The sequence below is a fragment of the Actinokineospora sp. genome (assembly GCF_052390155.1).
Lineage (GTDB): Bacteria > Actinomycetota > Actinomycetes > Mycobacteriales > Pseudonocardiaceae > Actinokineospora.
In genome coordinates this window covers 19800-33671 of record NZ_JBQTHF010000022.1, presented here as the reverse complement: position 1 = coordinate 33671, position 13872 = coordinate 19800, and the positions used below count along the sequence as shown (strand labels likewise).

The following is a 13872-nucleotide window of genomic DNA, read 5'->3' as shown; positions in this document are numbered from 1 at the left end:
TCGTGAGTGCGCCCGCCGTCGAGGTGTCCGGCCTGGTCAAGCGTTACGGGTCGACAACAGCCGTCGACGGTCTCGGCTTCACCCTGGCGAGCGGGTCCGTGCTGGCCCTGCTCGGCCCCAACGGCGCGGGCAAGACGACCACCGTCGAGGTGTGCGAGGGCTTCCTGCGCCGCGACGCGGGCGAGGTGCGCGTGCTCGGCATCGACCCGGCCGTCGACGGCGAGCGGCTGCGGCCCCGGATGGGCGTGATGCCCCAGGGCGGCGGCGCCTACCCCGGTGTGCGCGTGGGCGAGATGCTGACCCTGGTGGCGGCCTGCGCGGCGAATCCGCTCGACCCGGCGTGGCTGATCGACGTACTCGGCCTGGCGAGCGCGGCCCGCACCCCGTACAAACGGCTCTCCGGCGGCCAGCAGCAGCGGCTCTCGCTGGCCTGCGCGCTGATCGGGCGCCCGGAGGTGGTGTTCCTCGACGAGCCCACCGCGGGGATGGACCCGCAGGCCCGGCGGCTGGTGTGGGAGCTGGTCGGCGCCCTGCGCGCGGACGGGGTGAGCGTGCTGCTCACCACGCACCTGATGGACGAGGCCGAGGCGCTGGCCGACCAGGTGGTGATCATCGACCACGGGCGGGTGGTGGCCCAGGGCAGCCCGCGCGAGCTGACCGCCGAGCGGCCGGACGGGGCGCAGCTCCGGTTCCGCGCGAAGGCCGGGCTGGGCACGGCGCTGCTGGCGGCGGCGCTGCCCGAGGGCTGTCAGGTGACCGAGCCGACCGCGGGCTGGTACCTGGTGACCGGGGTGGTGGACCCGCAGGTCGTCTCGACGGTGACCGCGTGGTGCGCGCAGCAGGGGGTGCTGGCCGAGGAGCTGACCGTGGGCAGGCGCAGCCTGGAGGACGTGTTCCTGGAGCTGACCGGACGGGAGCTGCGCCCATGACCGACGCCGGGCGGTTCGCCCCAGGCACCTTCACCCCCGCCCCCGGGCCGGGCAGGCCGCTGCGGATGCTGCTGACGCACGCGCGCACCGAGGCCACGCTGACCCTGCGGCACGGCGAGCAGGTGCTGCTGACCCTGCTCATCCCGCTGACGCTGCTGGTCGGGCTGAGCCTGCTGGACATCATCGACATGGCCGAGCCCCGGGTCGACTCGGTGACGCCGCGGATCTTCGCGCTCGCGGTGATGTCCTCGGCGTTCACCGGGCAGGCGATCGCGCTGGGTTTCGACCGCCGCTACGGCGTCCTCAAGCGCCTCGCCGCGACCGCGCTCCCCCGCTGGCTGCTGGTGGCGGGGCGGGTGCTGGGTTGTCTGGTCGTGGTGGCGCTACAGGTGCTCGTGCTGGCCGCCGCGGCGGTGCCGCTGGGCTGGTCGCCGTCGCCGGTCGGTCTGCTGTGGACGGTGCTGCTGGTGGTGCTGGGCACGCTGGCCTTCGGCGCGCTGGGTGTGCTGCTCGGCGGGGCGCTCAAGGCCGAGGTGGTGCTGGCGCTGGCGAACGTGGTGTGGTTCGTGCTGCTGCTCGCGGGCGGTGTGATCGTCGCCGCGGACTCGTTGCCCGCGAGCATGGCCGACGTGGTGCGGCTGCTGCCGTCCGCGGCGCTGACCGAGGGACTGACCGACGCGCTCGTCGACGGTACGGCGCCGACCTGGCAGTCGGTCGTGACGCTGCTGGCGTGGGGCGGTGGTGCGGGCCTGCTCGCGACCCGCACCACCAAACTGGTCTGAAACCTAGGCCACGCCGCCGAAGCGGGCCCACGCGACGAACGCGGCCAGCAGCCCGAGCACGACGCCGGGCGGCACCGCCGCGTTCTCCTTGCGCCGCACGTGCACGACCACGGCGCCGATCATCATCAGCACCAGGCCGACCGCGGCCAGTGGGGTGAGCACCTTTGCGATCCCGGTGAGCCAGGGCAGCACGAGCCCGATCGCGGCCAGAATCTCCAGCGCGCCGATGGTCTTGACCATCGAGTCGGAGAAGTCGCCCGCCCAGCCCATTTTCGGGTCGGCCATCAGCTTGGCCCGGGGCTGGAAGAGTTTCATGGCGCCCGCGCCGAGGAACACCGCGGCGAGCACACCCTGCACGATCCACACGACGACATTCACGGAGATCCTCCTCGACCGAGGGCTGGGGCGCCGACCGTATCGCCGACCGGGCCCGGCTGCCAGCGGATTGCCGCCGCGACCCGCTCCAGCCACGCCACCTCGTCGGCCAGCACCCGGCTCCCCCGACGCGCCCGGCCGGCCGCTTCGGCTACCGGCGCGCGGCCGATTCGCTTGCCGTGCAAGGCATCCACGAGTCCGGCGGCCTCCGCGGCGGCGGCCAGCGCGGCGCCGTCGAGACCTGCCGAGCGACCAGTGTGGACAGCGCGGGCGATCACCGCGGGGTCGACGTGCGCGCGCAGCGCCGCGCGGCCGTCCCAGATCTCGATCACCCGCCGGTAGAGCCGGTACTCCAGGTGCCACCACGGCGCGGGCGAGCCGAGCGCGATGGTGGGCGTCGCGGCCCGCAGCGCCCGCCACAGCGGCGCGAGCCTGCGGTAGGACCGGTAGTGCGCGAGCCAGTGCCAGGCCGCGGCCGCGCGGGGCGCCCACGCGGGCAACGTGATCCCGGCCAGGCCGGTGGACAGCCCGGCCAGCAGCCACACCAGCTCGACCACCTGCGGGTCCCACGGCAGTCGGACGCCTGCCATGGCGGCCACGATGACCGCGGCCCGGCTCGCCGCCCAGCCCAGCGAGAGCCACCCGCCCACGGTGACCAGCCGCAGCCCGCGGCGCAGCCACCGCCGGTCGGCCACCCGCGCCCAGTGCGCGGTGAGCCGCGCGTTGAGCGCGAGGGTCACCGCGACCCCGCTGACGAACGCCAGGTTGGCCACCGCCGCCCACGGTTGCGCCGCCCACTGGACGCGCCCCCAGTCCGGTCCCTCGACGGCCTGGCTCACCGCCCACGCGGCGAGCAGCAGCACCGCGCCCGCCCCGACGACCGCGGCCCGGCCCAGCACCGCGCGGCGGACCAGGTTCGGCGCGTGCGTCGAGCAGACGTAGAACACTTGCAGGGCGAACAGTCCGCCGAAGACCAGCTCGTGCTGGATAAGCCAGCCCAGGCCCGCGACGGCGCGGTCGATCGGCCCGCCGACCCGCGCGTGCCCCAGGATCAGGGCGACCGCGAGCAGCAGCAGCGCCGACCACAGCGCCCACAGGCCCGGGCGGGGCGCGCGCACCAGGTCGACGCTCTTGTAACCGAGGGCGAGCAGGGTGACGCCGATGACCACGAAGTGCAGGAGTTCAGCCATCGCGGTCGCGCTCCAGCAGTTCGGCGAACCGGTCGACCACCTCGGCCTGCGCCGGGTCGAGCGCGCGGCGCGGGGCGACCAGGGTGCGGCCCGCCAGCTTCCAGATCAGCGACGCGGCGACCTCGGCCTCCTGCTCCTGGGCGTCCGCGTAGCCCGCGCGGTGCAGTACGCCCATGCGGTGCAGCAGTTCCGGGGAGACGTCGGGGGTCAGCTCGGGGCCGAGGCCCGCGCCGCGGTGGCCGAGCAGGATGTGGCCCAGCTCGTGGCAGACGATGTGCTCGGCGCGCAGGATCGTGGTGTCGGCGTCATAGACGATCACGTCGACGGTCGGGCCCGCGAGCCACGCGCCGTCGGGGGCGCCCGGGGGCAGTTCGGCAGGCACCAGGTGGATGGGGCGGCCGCGGTGGCGCGCCACCCGGTCGCAGAACTCGGCCAGGTCCCACGGGCGCGGCACGCCGATCTCGCCGAGCAGTCCGCGCAGCCGCTTCCGCAGCGCGCGATAGGCCCGTCTGTCCGCGGCACTCACGCGGACACCCTGCAACACTGATTCGCTCGCAAGCTCGCTCATGGTCTGTTCACCGGCGGTCCGGCGGCTTCCCCGCCCCGCGCTCGATCTCGCACACCCGGTTCGCCATCTCCAGGATCGCGGCGCGGCCTGCCGCGGACAGCTCCCCCGCGCGCATCGCGATCGCCCGGATCTGGGCGTCGCGCCAGGCGGCGACCAGGTCGAGCTGTTCGTCGAGGCGGGCGGCCTCGGCGTCGTCGGAGAAGTAGCCGATCGGGATGCCGAAGAACTTCGCCAGCGCGGCCAAGTGGCGGAAGGTGGGGTTGTCGCGGGTGCCGCGCCGCCAGGCCGAGATCGCGCTGTGGGTGACCTCGACGCCCTGCTCCGCGCGGATCGCGGCGGCGATCTCCTCGTTGGTGAACGGGCCGCGGCCCGCCGGATGCACGGTCGCGACCAGCCGGTTGAGCTTGTCGGCCAGGGTGGTCCCGGCGTCCATCACACCCCTCCCCAGGGCGTTCGACACTTGTCGCGCACACGTACGGGCGATTGCACTACTGTTGAAACCCCCACCCGAGAAGGATAGGTTCACCCGTGTGGGGGAACGCTACCGCCGGACGGATCGTGGGGGGTCGACCCGTCCGGCGGCAGCTCAGCGGAAGACGATGGGGGAGTTCGTCCTCCGACAGCGAAGTGTAGTGCGCCATGATCGCCGCGTGGGTGCGGTTCGCGAAGATGGCCACACTTTCCCTGAACAGCCCACGATGAGCGGCCGCGCCCGGTAACAGCGGCCCAAGCGCCCGGGCCTACGATCGGCGCGTGCCGTTGGAATCGCTGAAGTCCCGGATCGACCGCCTCCCCGGGGCAGGCGTGCGCACGCAGCGCGCGGTGGCCGTCGCCGTGGTAGTCACCCAGGCGCTCATCGCGGTGACCGGGTCCGTGGTCCGGGTCACCGGGTCCGGCCTGGGCTGCCCCACCTGGCCGCAGTGCCACCCCGGCAGTCTCATCCCGGTCGACCACGCCGAGTTCGCGGCCCTCAACCAGTGGATCGAGTTCGGCAACCGGCTGCTCACCGGCCTGGTCGGCTTCGTCGCCATCGCCGCGTTCGCGCTGGCCTACCTCGACCGGCCGCGCAGGCGCCACTACGTGCGCCTCGCGCTGGCGATGCCGCTGGGCGTGGCGCTGCAGGCGCTGATCGGCGGCGCCACCGTGCGGCTCGACCTGCTGTGGTGGACCGTCGCGGTGCACTTCCTGGTGTCCGCGGTGATGGTCTGGCTCGCGGTGCTGCTGGTCCACGCGGTGGACGAGGGCGACGGCCCGGCGGAGCGGGTCGGCCCGGACGCGCTGCCGCGGCTGCTCGTGGCCCTGGTCGCGGTGCTCGGCGCGCTGCTGCTGGTCGGCACGATGGTCACCGGGGCGGGTCCGCACGCGGGCGACCCGCTGACCCCGCGGCTCGGCCTGCCGGTACAGACGCTGGCGCACGCGCACGCCGCGGTGCTGTTCGTCTTCCTGGGGATGCTGCTCGCGGTCGGCTACCTGCTGCGCTCGGCGCCACCCAGGACCCTGTGGCGGCGCTACCTGGTGCTTGTCGCGGTCGTGCTGGGGCAGGGCACGCTGGGGTTCGTGCAGTACTGGACCGGTGTGCCCGAACTGCTGGTGTCGCTGCACGTGCTCGGCGCGATGACGGTGATCGTCGCCACGGCGAACCTCTGGTGCGCCACGCGCGTGCGGCCGCGGGTCCCGGCCGAGGCCGAGCGGGCACTCGCGGCCTGACTCAGCCCCGGAAGCGGGCGGCCATCCTGCGGCGGTGACCCGCGCCGATCTTGGCCGCGGCCACCGTCTCGCGGTCCCAGTCGGATTTCTCCAGCCCCTCGACCCGCTCGACCAGCGCCGCACCGGTCGCCGGGTCGGCCACGAGCACGTCGCCGAGCGCACCGTCCGCGCCGACGAGCACCACGCGGGCACCCGCGCGGCCGAGGTGTTCGACCACCGCGCGGGCGGGTTTGCCGTGGGCCGCCACGAAGGCGGTCGCGGCCTTCAGCGCCGGGGCGGGGACCTGCGTGTTCTCGTCAGCCACGCAGACGATCCTAGAACCTGGCCCGCCCGCCCACCGTGCGACCGTGACCGGGCCCACTGGGGCATGCTGGGACCGCGGAAGTGTCGTCCAGATTGGAGCGTGCCGTGCCCAAGGCAGTCCTGGTGTCCGAACTCGGCGGGCCCGATGTCCTGACCCACACCGACGTCGAGCCGCGCGAGCCCGGTCCGGGCGAGGTGCTGGTGCGGGTCGCGGCGGCCGGGGTGAACTTCATCGACACCTACCACCGCACGGGGCTCTACCCGCTGCCGCTGCCGGTCGTGCTCGGCTTGGAGGGCGCGGGCACGGTCGAGGCACTGGGGGCCGACGTCACCGACGTGGCGGTCGGCGACCGGGTCGCGTGGGCGGACGCGCTGGGCAGCTACGCGGAGTACGCCGTGGTCAAGGCGTCCTCGGCGGTGCCGGTGCCCGACGGGGTGTCCGACGAGACGGCGGCGGCCGCGATGCTGCAGGGGCTCACCGCGCACTACCTGGTGACGTCGACCTATCCGGTGGCCGTCGGCGACACGGTGCTGGTGCACGCCGCCGCGGGTGGGGTCGGGCTGCTGCTGGTGCAGTTGGCCAAGGCGCACGGCGCGCGGGTGCTCGGCACGGTGTCCACTGTGGACAAAGAGCGGCTGGCGCGCGCGGCGGGTGCCGACGAGGTGATCCGCTACACCGAGCAGGACTTCGCGGCCCGCACCCGCGAGCTGACCGGCGGCGCGGGCGTCGCCGCGGTGTACGACGGCGTGGGCAGGACGACGTTCGACGCCAGTCTGTCGGTGCTGCGCAGGCGCGGCACGCTCGCCCTGTTCGGCGCGGCGAGCGGCGCGGTGCCGCCGGTCGACCCGCAGCGGCTCAACCAGGCGGGCTCGGTGTTCCTCACCCGCCCGAAACTCGCCGACCACCTGGCGACCCCAGACGAGCTGCGGTGGCGCACGGGCGAGCTGTTCGACGCGATCGCCGCCGGGTCGCTGGACGTCCGGGTCGGCGGCCGGTATCCGCTGGCGCGGGCCCGGCAGGCGCACGAGGACCTGGAAGGCCGACGCAGCACCGGGAAACTGCTGCTGCTGCCCTGACGGTCAGTCGAACACGTCGGTCACCCGGACCCGGTTCGCGCGGTCGGCGCCCAGCGCGTTGACCAACTCGACAAGCTGGAGCCGGAACGACTCGTGATCGCGCAGCGCACCGAGGACCGGGTCGGCGGTCTCCGCGCGCAGCACCTCCTGGTGCAGGGCGCGGCCCGCGTCGGTGACGGCCACCAGCACGCGTCTGCGGTCGGCCGGGTCGGCGTCGCGCCGGACGAAACCCGCCCGCGCCAGGCGTTCCACCGTGCGGCCCATCGTCTGGTCGGTGACCTTCGCACCCCGCGCCAACGCCCGCTGCGACTGCGGGCCCGCCGCCAGCAGGTGCAGCCCGATCAGCCCGGCGTGGGTGAGCCCGCGGGCGGCGAGAAACTCCTGCCAGGAGTGCTCCACGAGCCGGGCGGCCACCGACAGCAGCCGTCCGGTCGGCCAGGACTCGACCGAGCCCTGGCCCGCCGCACCGTCGGTCACGCGTGGATCCCTGTCGTCCCGGCTCAGGTCACCTCGACGGCGTCGATCACGAACACCAGGGTCTCGTTGGGCGCGATGCCGTTGCCGCCAGGGCCGTAGCCCTTCTCCGGCGGGACGACCAGCAGCCTGCGGGTGCCCTGCTTGATCCCGATGAGGCCCTCGTTCCAGCCGTCGATCACCCGGGCCTGGCCGACGTTGTCCAGCGGGAAGGGCTCGCCGCGCTTCCAGGACGAGTCCTTCTCCTGCTTGTTCGACCACGTGACGAGCACGTAGTGGGTGAGCATCGACGAGCCCGCCTTGACCTCGGGGCCGGAGCCCGCGACGAGATCCTTGCTCAGCAGCGCCTTGGGCGCGGAACAGGTGGTGGGCATGGTGATCTGCGGCTTGGCGTCGAGCCCGCCGGAGACCTTGATGTCCTCGGCGGTGCACTCGACGGCCGTGCCGCCGCCCCCGCCGCTCGGCGCCGCCTGCTCGGAGTCGCCGCACGCGACCAGGCTCGCCGCCGCCGCCACCGCGATCGTGATCTTCCCCGCAATACGCATGGCGGCGAGCTTATTCGGCACCGTGCGTGGCTCGACCGTGACCCCGGGCTCACCCGAATTTCGCAATCCACGCAGGGACCACAGCGCGTAAAGTAACTCGGCGCGCCCGCTCGGACACTGCTTGCATCCGGCCGAGCGAGTGCCCCGAGGAGGTGACCAACCGTGCCCGCGGACGCCAAGGGCATCCGCACTCATCCGATCCAGGAGCTGTTCTGGACCCGGACCGGTCTGCTGCTGCTGATCCTGCTCGTGGTGTCGGGTTCGTCGATGTGGGCCGCGGACGGCCTCGACCCCGGCACCGCGAAGAACCTGCTCACCGCGCTCGCCACCGGCACCATGGTGTCCGCCGTCGTCGGGTTCGGCCAGACGCTGATCACCGCCAGCGCGTCACAGCGGGCGATGGTGGGCCCCGTGATCGAGGAGAGCAGACGCGCCCTGCGGGAGCTGTCCGACGAATACCGCTCGCTGAACCAGGAGTTCTTCCCCACCCACGTGTTCGAGGCGACCACCGATCCCGACCCTGCGTTCAACGCGCTGATGATGCGCGATCTCAGTGCCACCAGGCAGTTCTGGTTCCGCGGCTTCTCCGGCAGGCACGCCGCGGTGCGGCTGCTGCACTCGCGCGCGGAGTGGGAGGTGCGCGCGGTCGTCGCCGATCCGCGCGAGCGCACCGCGATCAGCGGCCGGGCCCGGCACCTGGTGCGCAACCAGGGCGTCGACGCCGACTACGAAGGCATCCAGGCCACCCTGCACGAGGAGATCCGCATCGGCCTCGTCGGGCTGTACCTGGCGCGCGGCCGGTGCACGGCCATCGACGTCACGGTGATCGCCGATCCGCCGCTGGACCGGCTGGAGATGTTCGACGACAGCGTGTGGATCACCCTCTACAGCGACGTGGCGGGTGTGCCGTCGCTCTACCCGCGCACGCTGCGGTTCTCCACGGGGTCGTTCATCTACACCATGGAGCGCGCCGACTTCGGCCGCCTGCGCACCGCGCGCGGTGCCCGGCGGTTCGTGATCACGCCGGACACCAGCCGCGCGGAGTTCCTCGCGCACTTCACGAAGGTGACCGGCAGCGCCCTGTCCGAGGAGCAGTTCCACGCGCTGGAGGCGAAGTTTCACGCCTTCCGACAGGAATTCTCCACCAAAGCCGAGCTGGAGAGCTGATGCCCGCGCGAACCGGTGTTGCGCCGCTGTCCGAGCTAGCCGACCGGATGCGCGGCACGGAAACCGCCGACCGGCGCTGGGCCGCGGCGCACCGGACCTTCGGGTCCTGGGTGGCCGATCCCGACCTGAGATCGGTGCTGCGCGGGCACTTGGCGAGCCTGGACCCGGCGGCGGCCACCGCGATGGTCGAGCGCTCCCGGGAGACCACGACGCACTTCGCGTGGTGCCTGCGCGACCGCGCGCGGGAGCCGTTCACCTTCTGGCTGCACGAGTACAAACCGCAGCGCGACTGGCGGCCCGGCTACGCCGACTCGGTGCACAACCACCGCTACCACTTCTGCACGGTCATCCTGGGCGGGAACTACCTGCACGAGCGGTTCACCGCGACCGTCGACCGGGACACCGGACTGGTCTGCGCGGCCACCCTCACCGGGCGCCGGGAGTGCGGCGTCGGTACCTCCGGGCTGGTCCTGGCCGACGAGTTCCACCGCATCCCCCATGCCGCCGACGGCACCATGACGTTTCTGGTGAAGTCGCGACCGGTCACCCCGTGGAGCCTGTCGTTCGACCCCGCCACCCGCACCGGGCACCGGCACGTGCCCGTCGAGGCCCGACTGGAGGAGCTGACCAGGCGAATCTGAGAGCCATTACCATCACCCCACCCGGCTGTTCTAGACACGGGGAACGGGAGGGGTCGGCATGTCCACGTCCGATGACGCGGTCCCGGCGAAGGCGATGGCCGAGGTCGAGGGGCGCGTGCGCACCCTGTGCCTGCGCCACGCCGAGCGGCTGCCCTTCCACGGGTGGCACCACGTGAGCTTCGTCCGGGACAAGGCCGCCGAGTTCGCCCGGTGCAACGGCGCGGAGGTGTCGGTGGTGCGGGCCGCGGCCCTGGTGCACGACGTGAACTACCTGGTGCGTCGCAATTCCGCCGCCGCCGAGGGCAGCGGCCTGCGCCGCGCCATCCTCGCGGGCGCTGGCGTCACCCCGTCGGTGATCGACTGGGTCGACGCACTCGTGGACGAGGCGGAGATGCGCACCAGGCACCGCGACATCTCCCTGGAGGCCCAGGCCCTCAGCGACGCGGACACGCTGTTCAAGGCGCTGCCGGTCACCCCGGTGGTGCTGGCCCACCGGTACCTGGCCGAGAACGGCGTGAGTCTGCGCGAACTGGCGGACAAGATCGTCGGCGAACAGCGCGGCGTGCACGACAGCGGGTTCTACTTCTACTCCCCCGCCGCCGCCGCGAGCTACTCCCGGTGGGCCACCGCGAATCTGGAGCTGTGGCAATGCATCCGCGAGTCCCTCGACGACCCCACCGTCGAGCGGCTGCTCACCGCGGTCGGCTAAGCACGGCGGAAACCGTAGGCGCGTTCGACTTTGGCCACCCGTACCTCGAACGCGTCGTACCAGTGCGCCCGGCCACGAGCCCGGGTGGCGGCGTGCTCGGGCTCGTCGCGCCAGGCGCGGATGCTCGGCTCGTCGCGGAAGTAGGCGACGGTGATGCCGACGCGGTCCGCCCCGCGCGCCGCGTCGGCGCCCAGGAAGCCGGGGGTGGTCTGGACCAGCTCGAACATCCGGTCGGCCGCCGCGTCGTAGCCCTCGTCGTCTGCGCCGAGGCGGGAGGTGAAGACCACCGCGTAGTACGGCGGTTCGGGTGTGGCGGTGAGATCCCCGGTGTCCATGCCGACCATTCAACCCGCACACGACGACCGACCCCACCACCGAGGGCGTTGGACGGTGGCGGGGCCGGTGGCGAACACGGAATCGACTGAGTGGCTCCTGTGGCGGTCCGTGCTCACCCACGGGCAATCCTGCGCGAACCGGGCCGGTCGGGGTAATCCCACTTGGCCATCGCGTGGGGTTATACCCGACTAGGACGCCAAAGCCGCGCAGAGGCAGGCGAATCCGGCTGTGGAGGCGAGCGTGCGCACGGTGTTCCACCGCACCCACCGCGCCTCGAAGGCACGCCGGACCGCCGCCGGGTCGGCGATCCGGTCCGGGTCGCCCGCGGCGTCGAGGCGGTTGTTCAGTGGGATGTTGATGCCGAAGGTGATCGCCACCGTGACCACGTACAGCGCGACGCCGGTCGGGGTCAGGGGGTCGAATCCGGCTCCGTCGAGCAGATCCAGCACCACGGCGGCGCCGCCTGCCAGCAGCGCGCCGCCGAACGCCAGCAGGAAGACACCGTTCTGGATGGCGCGGTTGATCCGCCGCATGGCGTCGATGAACTCGCGGTCGCCCGCGCCGCGCAGGGCGGGCATCACCGAGCAGGAATAGGCGAAGAACAGGCCGGCCATCAAGCCGGTCGTGATCGTCGCGAGCACCAGCGTCACCTCGGTCATCCGCCCCGCCTTCCTGAGATCCGGTGACCAGTCAAACCGACAGCCGGGCAGACGGTCCATGGTTGTTCGCCGCGAATCCATGCGCGAACGTCTACGCTGCGCAGTATGCCGACACTGGCCGACGACACCCTGGCCGGGCTGCTGGACGGACCGCGGGCGCGCGGGGCCTTCCTGCTCCGGTCGATCCTGAGTCCGCCGTGGTCCATGCGCATCGAGGACCGCGCGCCGCTGTCGCTGGTCACCATGGCCCGGGGCGAGGCGTGGGTGATCCCGGACGACGGTCGGCCGGTGCCGCTGCGCCCGGGCGAGGTGGCGGTCATGCGCGGCCCCACCCCGTACACGATCGCGGACCGACCGGACACGCCGCCGCAGGTGATCGTCCATCCCGGACCGCGCTGCACCACGGTCGACGGCCGCGACATCGGCGACGGCAAAGACCTCGGCGTGCGCACCTGGGGCGCCGACAGCTCCGGCGAGACGATCATGCTGAGCGGCACCTACCAGCTCCAGCGCGAGATCGGCCAGCGGCTGTTCGACTCGCTGCCGCCGGTGCTGGTGCGCCCGGTCGACGCGGGCGACAGTGCGCTGGTCTCCTTGCTGGAGAACGAGATTGTCAAGGCCGAGCCCGGCCAGGAGCTGGTCCTCGACCGCATTCTCGACCTGGTCCTGGTGAGCGTGCTGCGGTCCTGGCTGGCCAGCCCCGGCGCGGGCGCCCCCGCGTGGTACCGGGCCCAGCACGACCCGGTGGTGGGCGCCGCGCTGCGGATGCTGCACGACGACCCCGCGCACCCTTGGACGGTGGCGAGCGTGGCCACCCGCACCGGGGTGTCCCGGGCCGCGCTGGCCCGCCGGTTCACCGCGCTAGTCGGCGAACCGCCGATGGCCTACCTCACCAGCCTGCGCCTGGCCTTGGCCGCCGACCTGCTGCGTGAGCCCGCCGCCACGATCGGTTCCGTGGCAAGGAAAGTCGGCTACGGCAGCTCGTTCGCGCTCAGCGCCGCCTTCAAGCGGGTGCGCGGCATGAGCCCCCAGGACTACCTGCGCCACCGGGTGCCGACCGAGAGCACCGCGCAGGCGACCTGAAGCCCCTCATCAGGTCCAGGCGCCGCTCTCGGCGGCCTCGCTGGCGAAGTCGGAGAAGTCCTTCGGCGCGCGGCCCAGCGCCCGCTGAACGCCGTCGGTCAGGCTCGCGTTGCGGCCGTCGAGGGTCATGACGACCTTGCCGAACAGCTCCACGAAGTCCGCGGGCAGGCCCATCTCGCGCTGCGTGGCGGCGTACTGCCCGGTGGAGAGCGGGACGTACCGCACCGCACGGCCGGTAGCCTTGGCGATTTCGGCGGCCACGTCGTGGAAGCCGAGCAGCCGCGGCCCGGACAGCTCGTAGACCTCGCGGGCGTGCCGGTCCTCGGTCAGCGCGGCGACGGCCACGTCGGCGATGTCATCGACGTCGACGAACGCCTCGACCACGTCCCCGGCGGGCAACGCGATCTCGCCCGCCAGCACGGCGTCGAGCAGGAAGTCCTCGGTGAAGTTCTGGTTGAACCAACTCGCCCGCACGACTGTCCACTGTGCACCGCTGTCCCGCACGGCGCGCTCGGCCGCCTGGGACTCCGCCTCGCCGCGGCCGGAGAGCAGCACCAGCCGCCGCACCCCCGCCTCGACCGCGACCGCGCAGAACTCGGTCACGACCGCGACGGCGCCGGGGAAGCCGAAGCCCGGGTAGTAGTTGAGGTAGGCCGATCCGACGCCCCGCACGGCGGGCTCCCAGGTCGACGGTTCGGCCCAGTCGAACGGTGGGGTCGCGGCGCGGGAGCCGACGCGCACGGGCAGGCCGCGCGCGGTCAGTCGGGCGGCGACGCGGCGGCCGGTCTTACCGGTGCCGCCGGTCACCAGGATTGGGTCGGGTGTCGGTGTCTGCTCGTCCATGCGCACCAGTCAATCCGAAGCGCCTGAGACAGTCCATGGTCGAAAGCCGCACGAGCATGCGTGTTCGTCTACACAGCTCGGCCGGTGACACGATCGGTTGAGAGGGACCCACCCGGTGCGGCGGATGGAGATCATCAGCACTAACCTCTGCCCCCATGGCTGGCGTTGAGGAGATCCGTGCCGGGATCGCGGTGGCGACCGAGAAGGCGCAAGCGGGAATCGCCGCGATCACCCAGGCCGCGCTGCAACTCGACGAGTCGCGCAGCGCGCTGATGATGGCCACGCAGGGCAGCGGTCAACCCGATGTCGCCCAGGCGTACGGGCTGCTGGCGGAGGCGCTGCAGACCCTCGCGGCCGCCCAGGCCACGGTCCACGCGAGCATCACCGCCGCTGAGGGATACTCGGTCCGGCTCTGACGATCTCGGAGCGCGCCGGTACCCCGATCGGACTCGCGGTCACCGGACCGTCCCCGCTCGACACGGCG

Annotated in this window: 19 protein-coding genes; 9 read left to right on the top strand and 10 right to left on the bottom strand. The window is 72.8% G+C overall.

What is annotated here, in order from left to right:
* The first annotated feature begins 2 nt into the window (after positions 1-2).
* Positions 3-929 carry an ABC transporter ATP-binding protein gene (locus tag ACT4N7_RS08280; RefSeq protein ID WP_444828021.1) on the top strand — a complete coding sequence of 309 codons (927 nt, stop codon included), beginning with the start codon at positions 3-5 and terminating at the stop codon, positions 927-929.
* Positions 926-1711: an ABC transporter permease gene (locus ACT4N7_RS08275; RefSeq protein WP_444828020.1), complete on the top strand. Its 786-nt coding sequence runs from the start codon at positions 926-928 to the stop codon at positions 1709-1711. The genes ACT4N7_RS08280 and ACT4N7_RS08275 overlap by 4 nt, the downstream gene beginning before the upstream one ends.
* Positions 1712-1714: 3 nt before the next feature.
* On the opposite strand, the gene ACT4N7_RS08270 is transcribed toward ACT4N7_RS08275, so the two are convergent.
* From ACT4N7_RS08270 to ACT4N7_RS08255, 4 genes are read right to left on the bottom strand one after another with little or no spacing between them, the layout of a single operon-like run.
* Positions 1715-2089 (bottom strand): DoxX family protein, encoded by a 375-nt coding sequence (locus ACT4N7_RS08270; protein WP_444828019.1) that lies wholly within the window; start codon positions 2087-2089, stop codon positions 1715-1717.
* Positions 2086-3276 (bottom strand): MAB_1171c family putative transporter, encoded by a 1191-nt coding sequence (locus tag ACT4N7_RS08265; RefSeq protein WP_444828018.1) that lies wholly within the window; start codon positions 3274-3276, stop codon positions 2086-2088. Before ACT4N7_RS08265 ends, ACT4N7_RS08270 begins: the two co-directional genes overlap by 4 nt.
* The gene (locus ACT4N7_RS08260) at positions 3269-3802 is read right to left on the bottom strand and encodes a hypothetical protein (RefSeq protein WP_444828017.1); all 534 of its coding nucleotides are present in this window, start codon (positions 3800-3802) and stop codon (positions 3269-3271) included. The genes ACT4N7_RS08265 and ACT4N7_RS08260 overlap by 8 nt, the downstream gene beginning before the upstream one ends.
* A gap of 49 nt (positions 3803-3851) precedes the next feature.
* Positions 3852-4277 carry a helix-turn-helix domain-containing protein gene (locus ACT4N7_RS08255; protein WP_444828016.1) on the bottom strand — a complete coding sequence of 142 codons (426 nt, stop codon included), beginning with the start codon at positions 4275-4277 and terminating at the stop codon, positions 3852-3854.
* A 320-nt stretch (positions 4278-4597) separates the two neighbouring features.
* Here ACT4N7_RS08255 and ACT4N7_RS08250 point away from each other — a divergent pair, with 320 nt between their 5' ends.
* Positions 4598-5551 carry a COX15/CtaA family protein gene (locus ACT4N7_RS08250; RefSeq protein WP_444828015.1) on the top strand — a complete coding sequence of 318 codons (954 nt, stop codon included), beginning with the start codon at positions 4598-4600 and terminating at the stop codon, positions 5549-5551.
* A 1-nt stretch (position 5552) separates the two neighbouring features.
* Here the strand turns inward: ACT4N7_RS08250 and ACT4N7_RS08245 are convergent, their stop codons facing one another.
* A complete protein-coding gene (locus tag ACT4N7_RS08245) occupies positions 5553-5855 on the bottom strand; it encodes a hypothetical protein (RefSeq protein ID WP_444828014.1) in 303 nt (100 codons plus the stop codon).
* A gap of 104 nt (positions 5856-5959) precedes the next feature.
* Here ACT4N7_RS08245 and ACT4N7_RS08240 point away from each other — a divergent pair, with 104 nt between their 5' ends.
* Positions 5960-6931, top strand: coding sequence for a quinone oxidoreductase family protein (locus ACT4N7_RS08240; RefSeq protein WP_444828013.1), 972 nt, complete (start codon positions 5960-5962; stop codon positions 6929-6931).
* 3 nt (positions 6932-6934) lie between these two features.
* Here ACT4N7_RS08240 and ACT4N7_RS08235 read toward each other — a convergent pair whose 3' ends face one another.
* The gene (locus ACT4N7_RS08235; RefSeq protein ID WP_444828012.1) at positions 6935-7408 is read right to left on the bottom strand and encodes a MarR family winged helix-turn-helix transcriptional regulator; all 474 of its coding nucleotides are present in this window, start codon (positions 7406-7408) and stop codon (positions 6935-6937) included.
* Between the two features lie 23 nt (positions 7409-7431).
* Positions 7432-7950, bottom strand: coding sequence for an FKBP-type peptidyl-prolyl cis-trans isomerase (locus tag ACT4N7_RS08230; protein ID WP_444828011.1), 519 nt, complete (start codon positions 7948-7950; stop codon positions 7432-7434).
* Between the two features lie 162 nt (positions 7951-8112).
* On the opposite strand from ACT4N7_RS08230, the gene ACT4N7_RS08225 reads away from it, so the two are divergent.
* The 3 genes from ACT4N7_RS08225 to ACT4N7_RS08215 are packed head-to-tail and all read left to right on the top strand — an operon-like array spanning position 8113 to position 10467.
* Positions 8113-9117 (top strand): hypothetical protein, encoded by a 1005-nt coding sequence (locus ACT4N7_RS08225; protein WP_444828010.1) that lies wholly within the window; start codon positions 8113-8115, stop codon positions 9115-9117.
* Entirely contained in the window at positions 9117-9758 is a 642-nt protein-coding gene (locus tag ACT4N7_RS08220; RefSeq protein ID WP_444828009.1) for a hypothetical protein, read from the top strand. Before ACT4N7_RS08225 ends, ACT4N7_RS08220 begins: the two co-directional genes overlap by 1 nt.
* A gap of 58 nt (positions 9759-9816) precedes the next feature.
* On the top strand, positions 9817-10467 hold the full coding sequence (locus ACT4N7_RS08215) for an HD family phosphohydrolase (protein ID WP_444828008.1): 651 nt from the start codon (positions 9817-9819) through the stop codon (positions 10465-10467).
* On the opposite strand, the gene ACT4N7_RS08210 is transcribed toward ACT4N7_RS08215, so the two are convergent.
* On the bottom strand, positions 10464-10802 hold the full coding sequence (locus ACT4N7_RS08210) for an antibiotic biosynthesis monooxygenase family protein (protein ID WP_444828007.1): 339 nt from the start codon (positions 10800-10802) through the stop codon (positions 10464-10466). The two genes, ACT4N7_RS08215 and ACT4N7_RS08210, sit on opposite strands and share 4 nt — an antisense overlap.
* Before the next feature lie 189 nt (positions 10803-10991).
* A complete protein-coding gene (locus ACT4N7_RS08205; RefSeq protein ID WP_444828006.1) occupies positions 10992-11462 on the bottom strand; it encodes an anthrone oxygenase family protein in 471 nt (156 codons plus the stop codon).
* A gap of 105 nt (positions 11463-11567) precedes the next feature.
* Here ACT4N7_RS08205 and ACT4N7_RS08200 point away from each other — a divergent pair, with 105 nt between their 5' ends.
* Positions 11568-12545 (top strand): AraC family transcriptional regulator, encoded by a 978-nt coding sequence (locus ACT4N7_RS08200; RefSeq protein ID WP_444828005.1) that lies wholly within the window; start codon positions 11568-11570, stop codon positions 12543-12545.
* Positions 12546-12554: 9 nt separating this feature from the next.
* Here ACT4N7_RS08200 and ACT4N7_RS08195 read toward each other — a convergent pair whose 3' ends face one another.
* Positions 12555-13388, bottom strand: coding sequence for an NmrA family NAD(P)-binding protein (locus tag ACT4N7_RS08195; protein ID WP_444828004.1), 834 nt, complete (start codon positions 13386-13388; stop codon positions 12555-12557).
* 155 nt (positions 13389-13543) lie between these two features.
* Here ACT4N7_RS08195 and ACT4N7_RS08190 point away from each other — a divergent pair, with 155 nt between their 5' ends.
* Positions 13544-13804 carry a hypothetical protein gene (locus ACT4N7_RS08190; RefSeq protein WP_444828003.1) on the top strand — a complete coding sequence of 87 codons (261 nt, stop codon included), beginning with the start codon at positions 13544-13546 and terminating at the stop codon, positions 13802-13804.
* Positions 13805-13872 lie beyond the last annotated feature (68 nt).

Bases quoted from the DNA above. Each gene is read 5' to 3' on its own strand.
- ACT4N7_RS08215 (WP_444828008.1), top strand. From the start codon at position 9,817: ATGTCCACGTCCGATGACGCGGTCCCGGCGAAGGCGATGGCCGAGGTC.
- ACT4N7_RS08230 (WP_444828011.1), bottom strand. From the start codon at position 7,950: ATGCGTATTGCGGGGAAGATCACGATCGCGGTGGCGGCGGCGGCGAGC.
- ACT4N7_RS08275 (WP_444828020.1), top strand. From the start codon at position 926: ATGACCGACGCCGGGCGGTTCGCCCCAGGCACCTTCACCCCCGCCCCC.
- ACT4N7_RS08220 (WP_444828009.1), top strand. From the start codon at position 9,117: ATGCCCGCGCGAACCGGTGTTGCGCCGCTGTCCGAGCTAGCCGACCGG.
- ACT4N7_RS08265 (WP_444828018.1), bottom strand. From the start codon at position 3,276: ATGGCTGAACTCCTGCACTTCGTGGTCATCGGCGTCACCCTGCTCGCC.
- ACT4N7_RS08205 (WP_444828006.1), bottom strand. From the start codon at position 11,462: ATGACCGAGGTGACGCTGGTGCTCGCGACGATCACGACCGGCTTGATG.
- ACT4N7_RS08190 (WP_444828003.1), top strand. From the start codon at position 13,544: ATGGCTGGCGTTGAGGAGATCCGTGCCGGGATCGCGGTGGCGACCGAG.
- ACT4N7_RS08255 (WP_444828016.1), bottom strand. From the start codon at position 4,277: ATGGACGCCGGGACCACCCTGGCCGACAAGCTCAACCGGCTGGTCGCG.
- ACT4N7_RS08200 (WP_444828005.1), top strand. From the start codon at position 11,568: ATGCCGACACTGGCCGACGACACCCTGGCCGGGCTGCTGGACGGACCG.
- ACT4N7_RS08195 (WP_444828004.1), bottom strand. From the start codon at position 13,388: ATGGACGAGCAGACACCGACACCCGACCCAATCCTGGTGACCGGCGGC.
- ACT4N7_RS08210 (WP_444828007.1), bottom strand. From the start codon at position 10,802: ATGGACACCGGGGATCTCACCGCCACACCCGAACCGCCGTACTACGCG.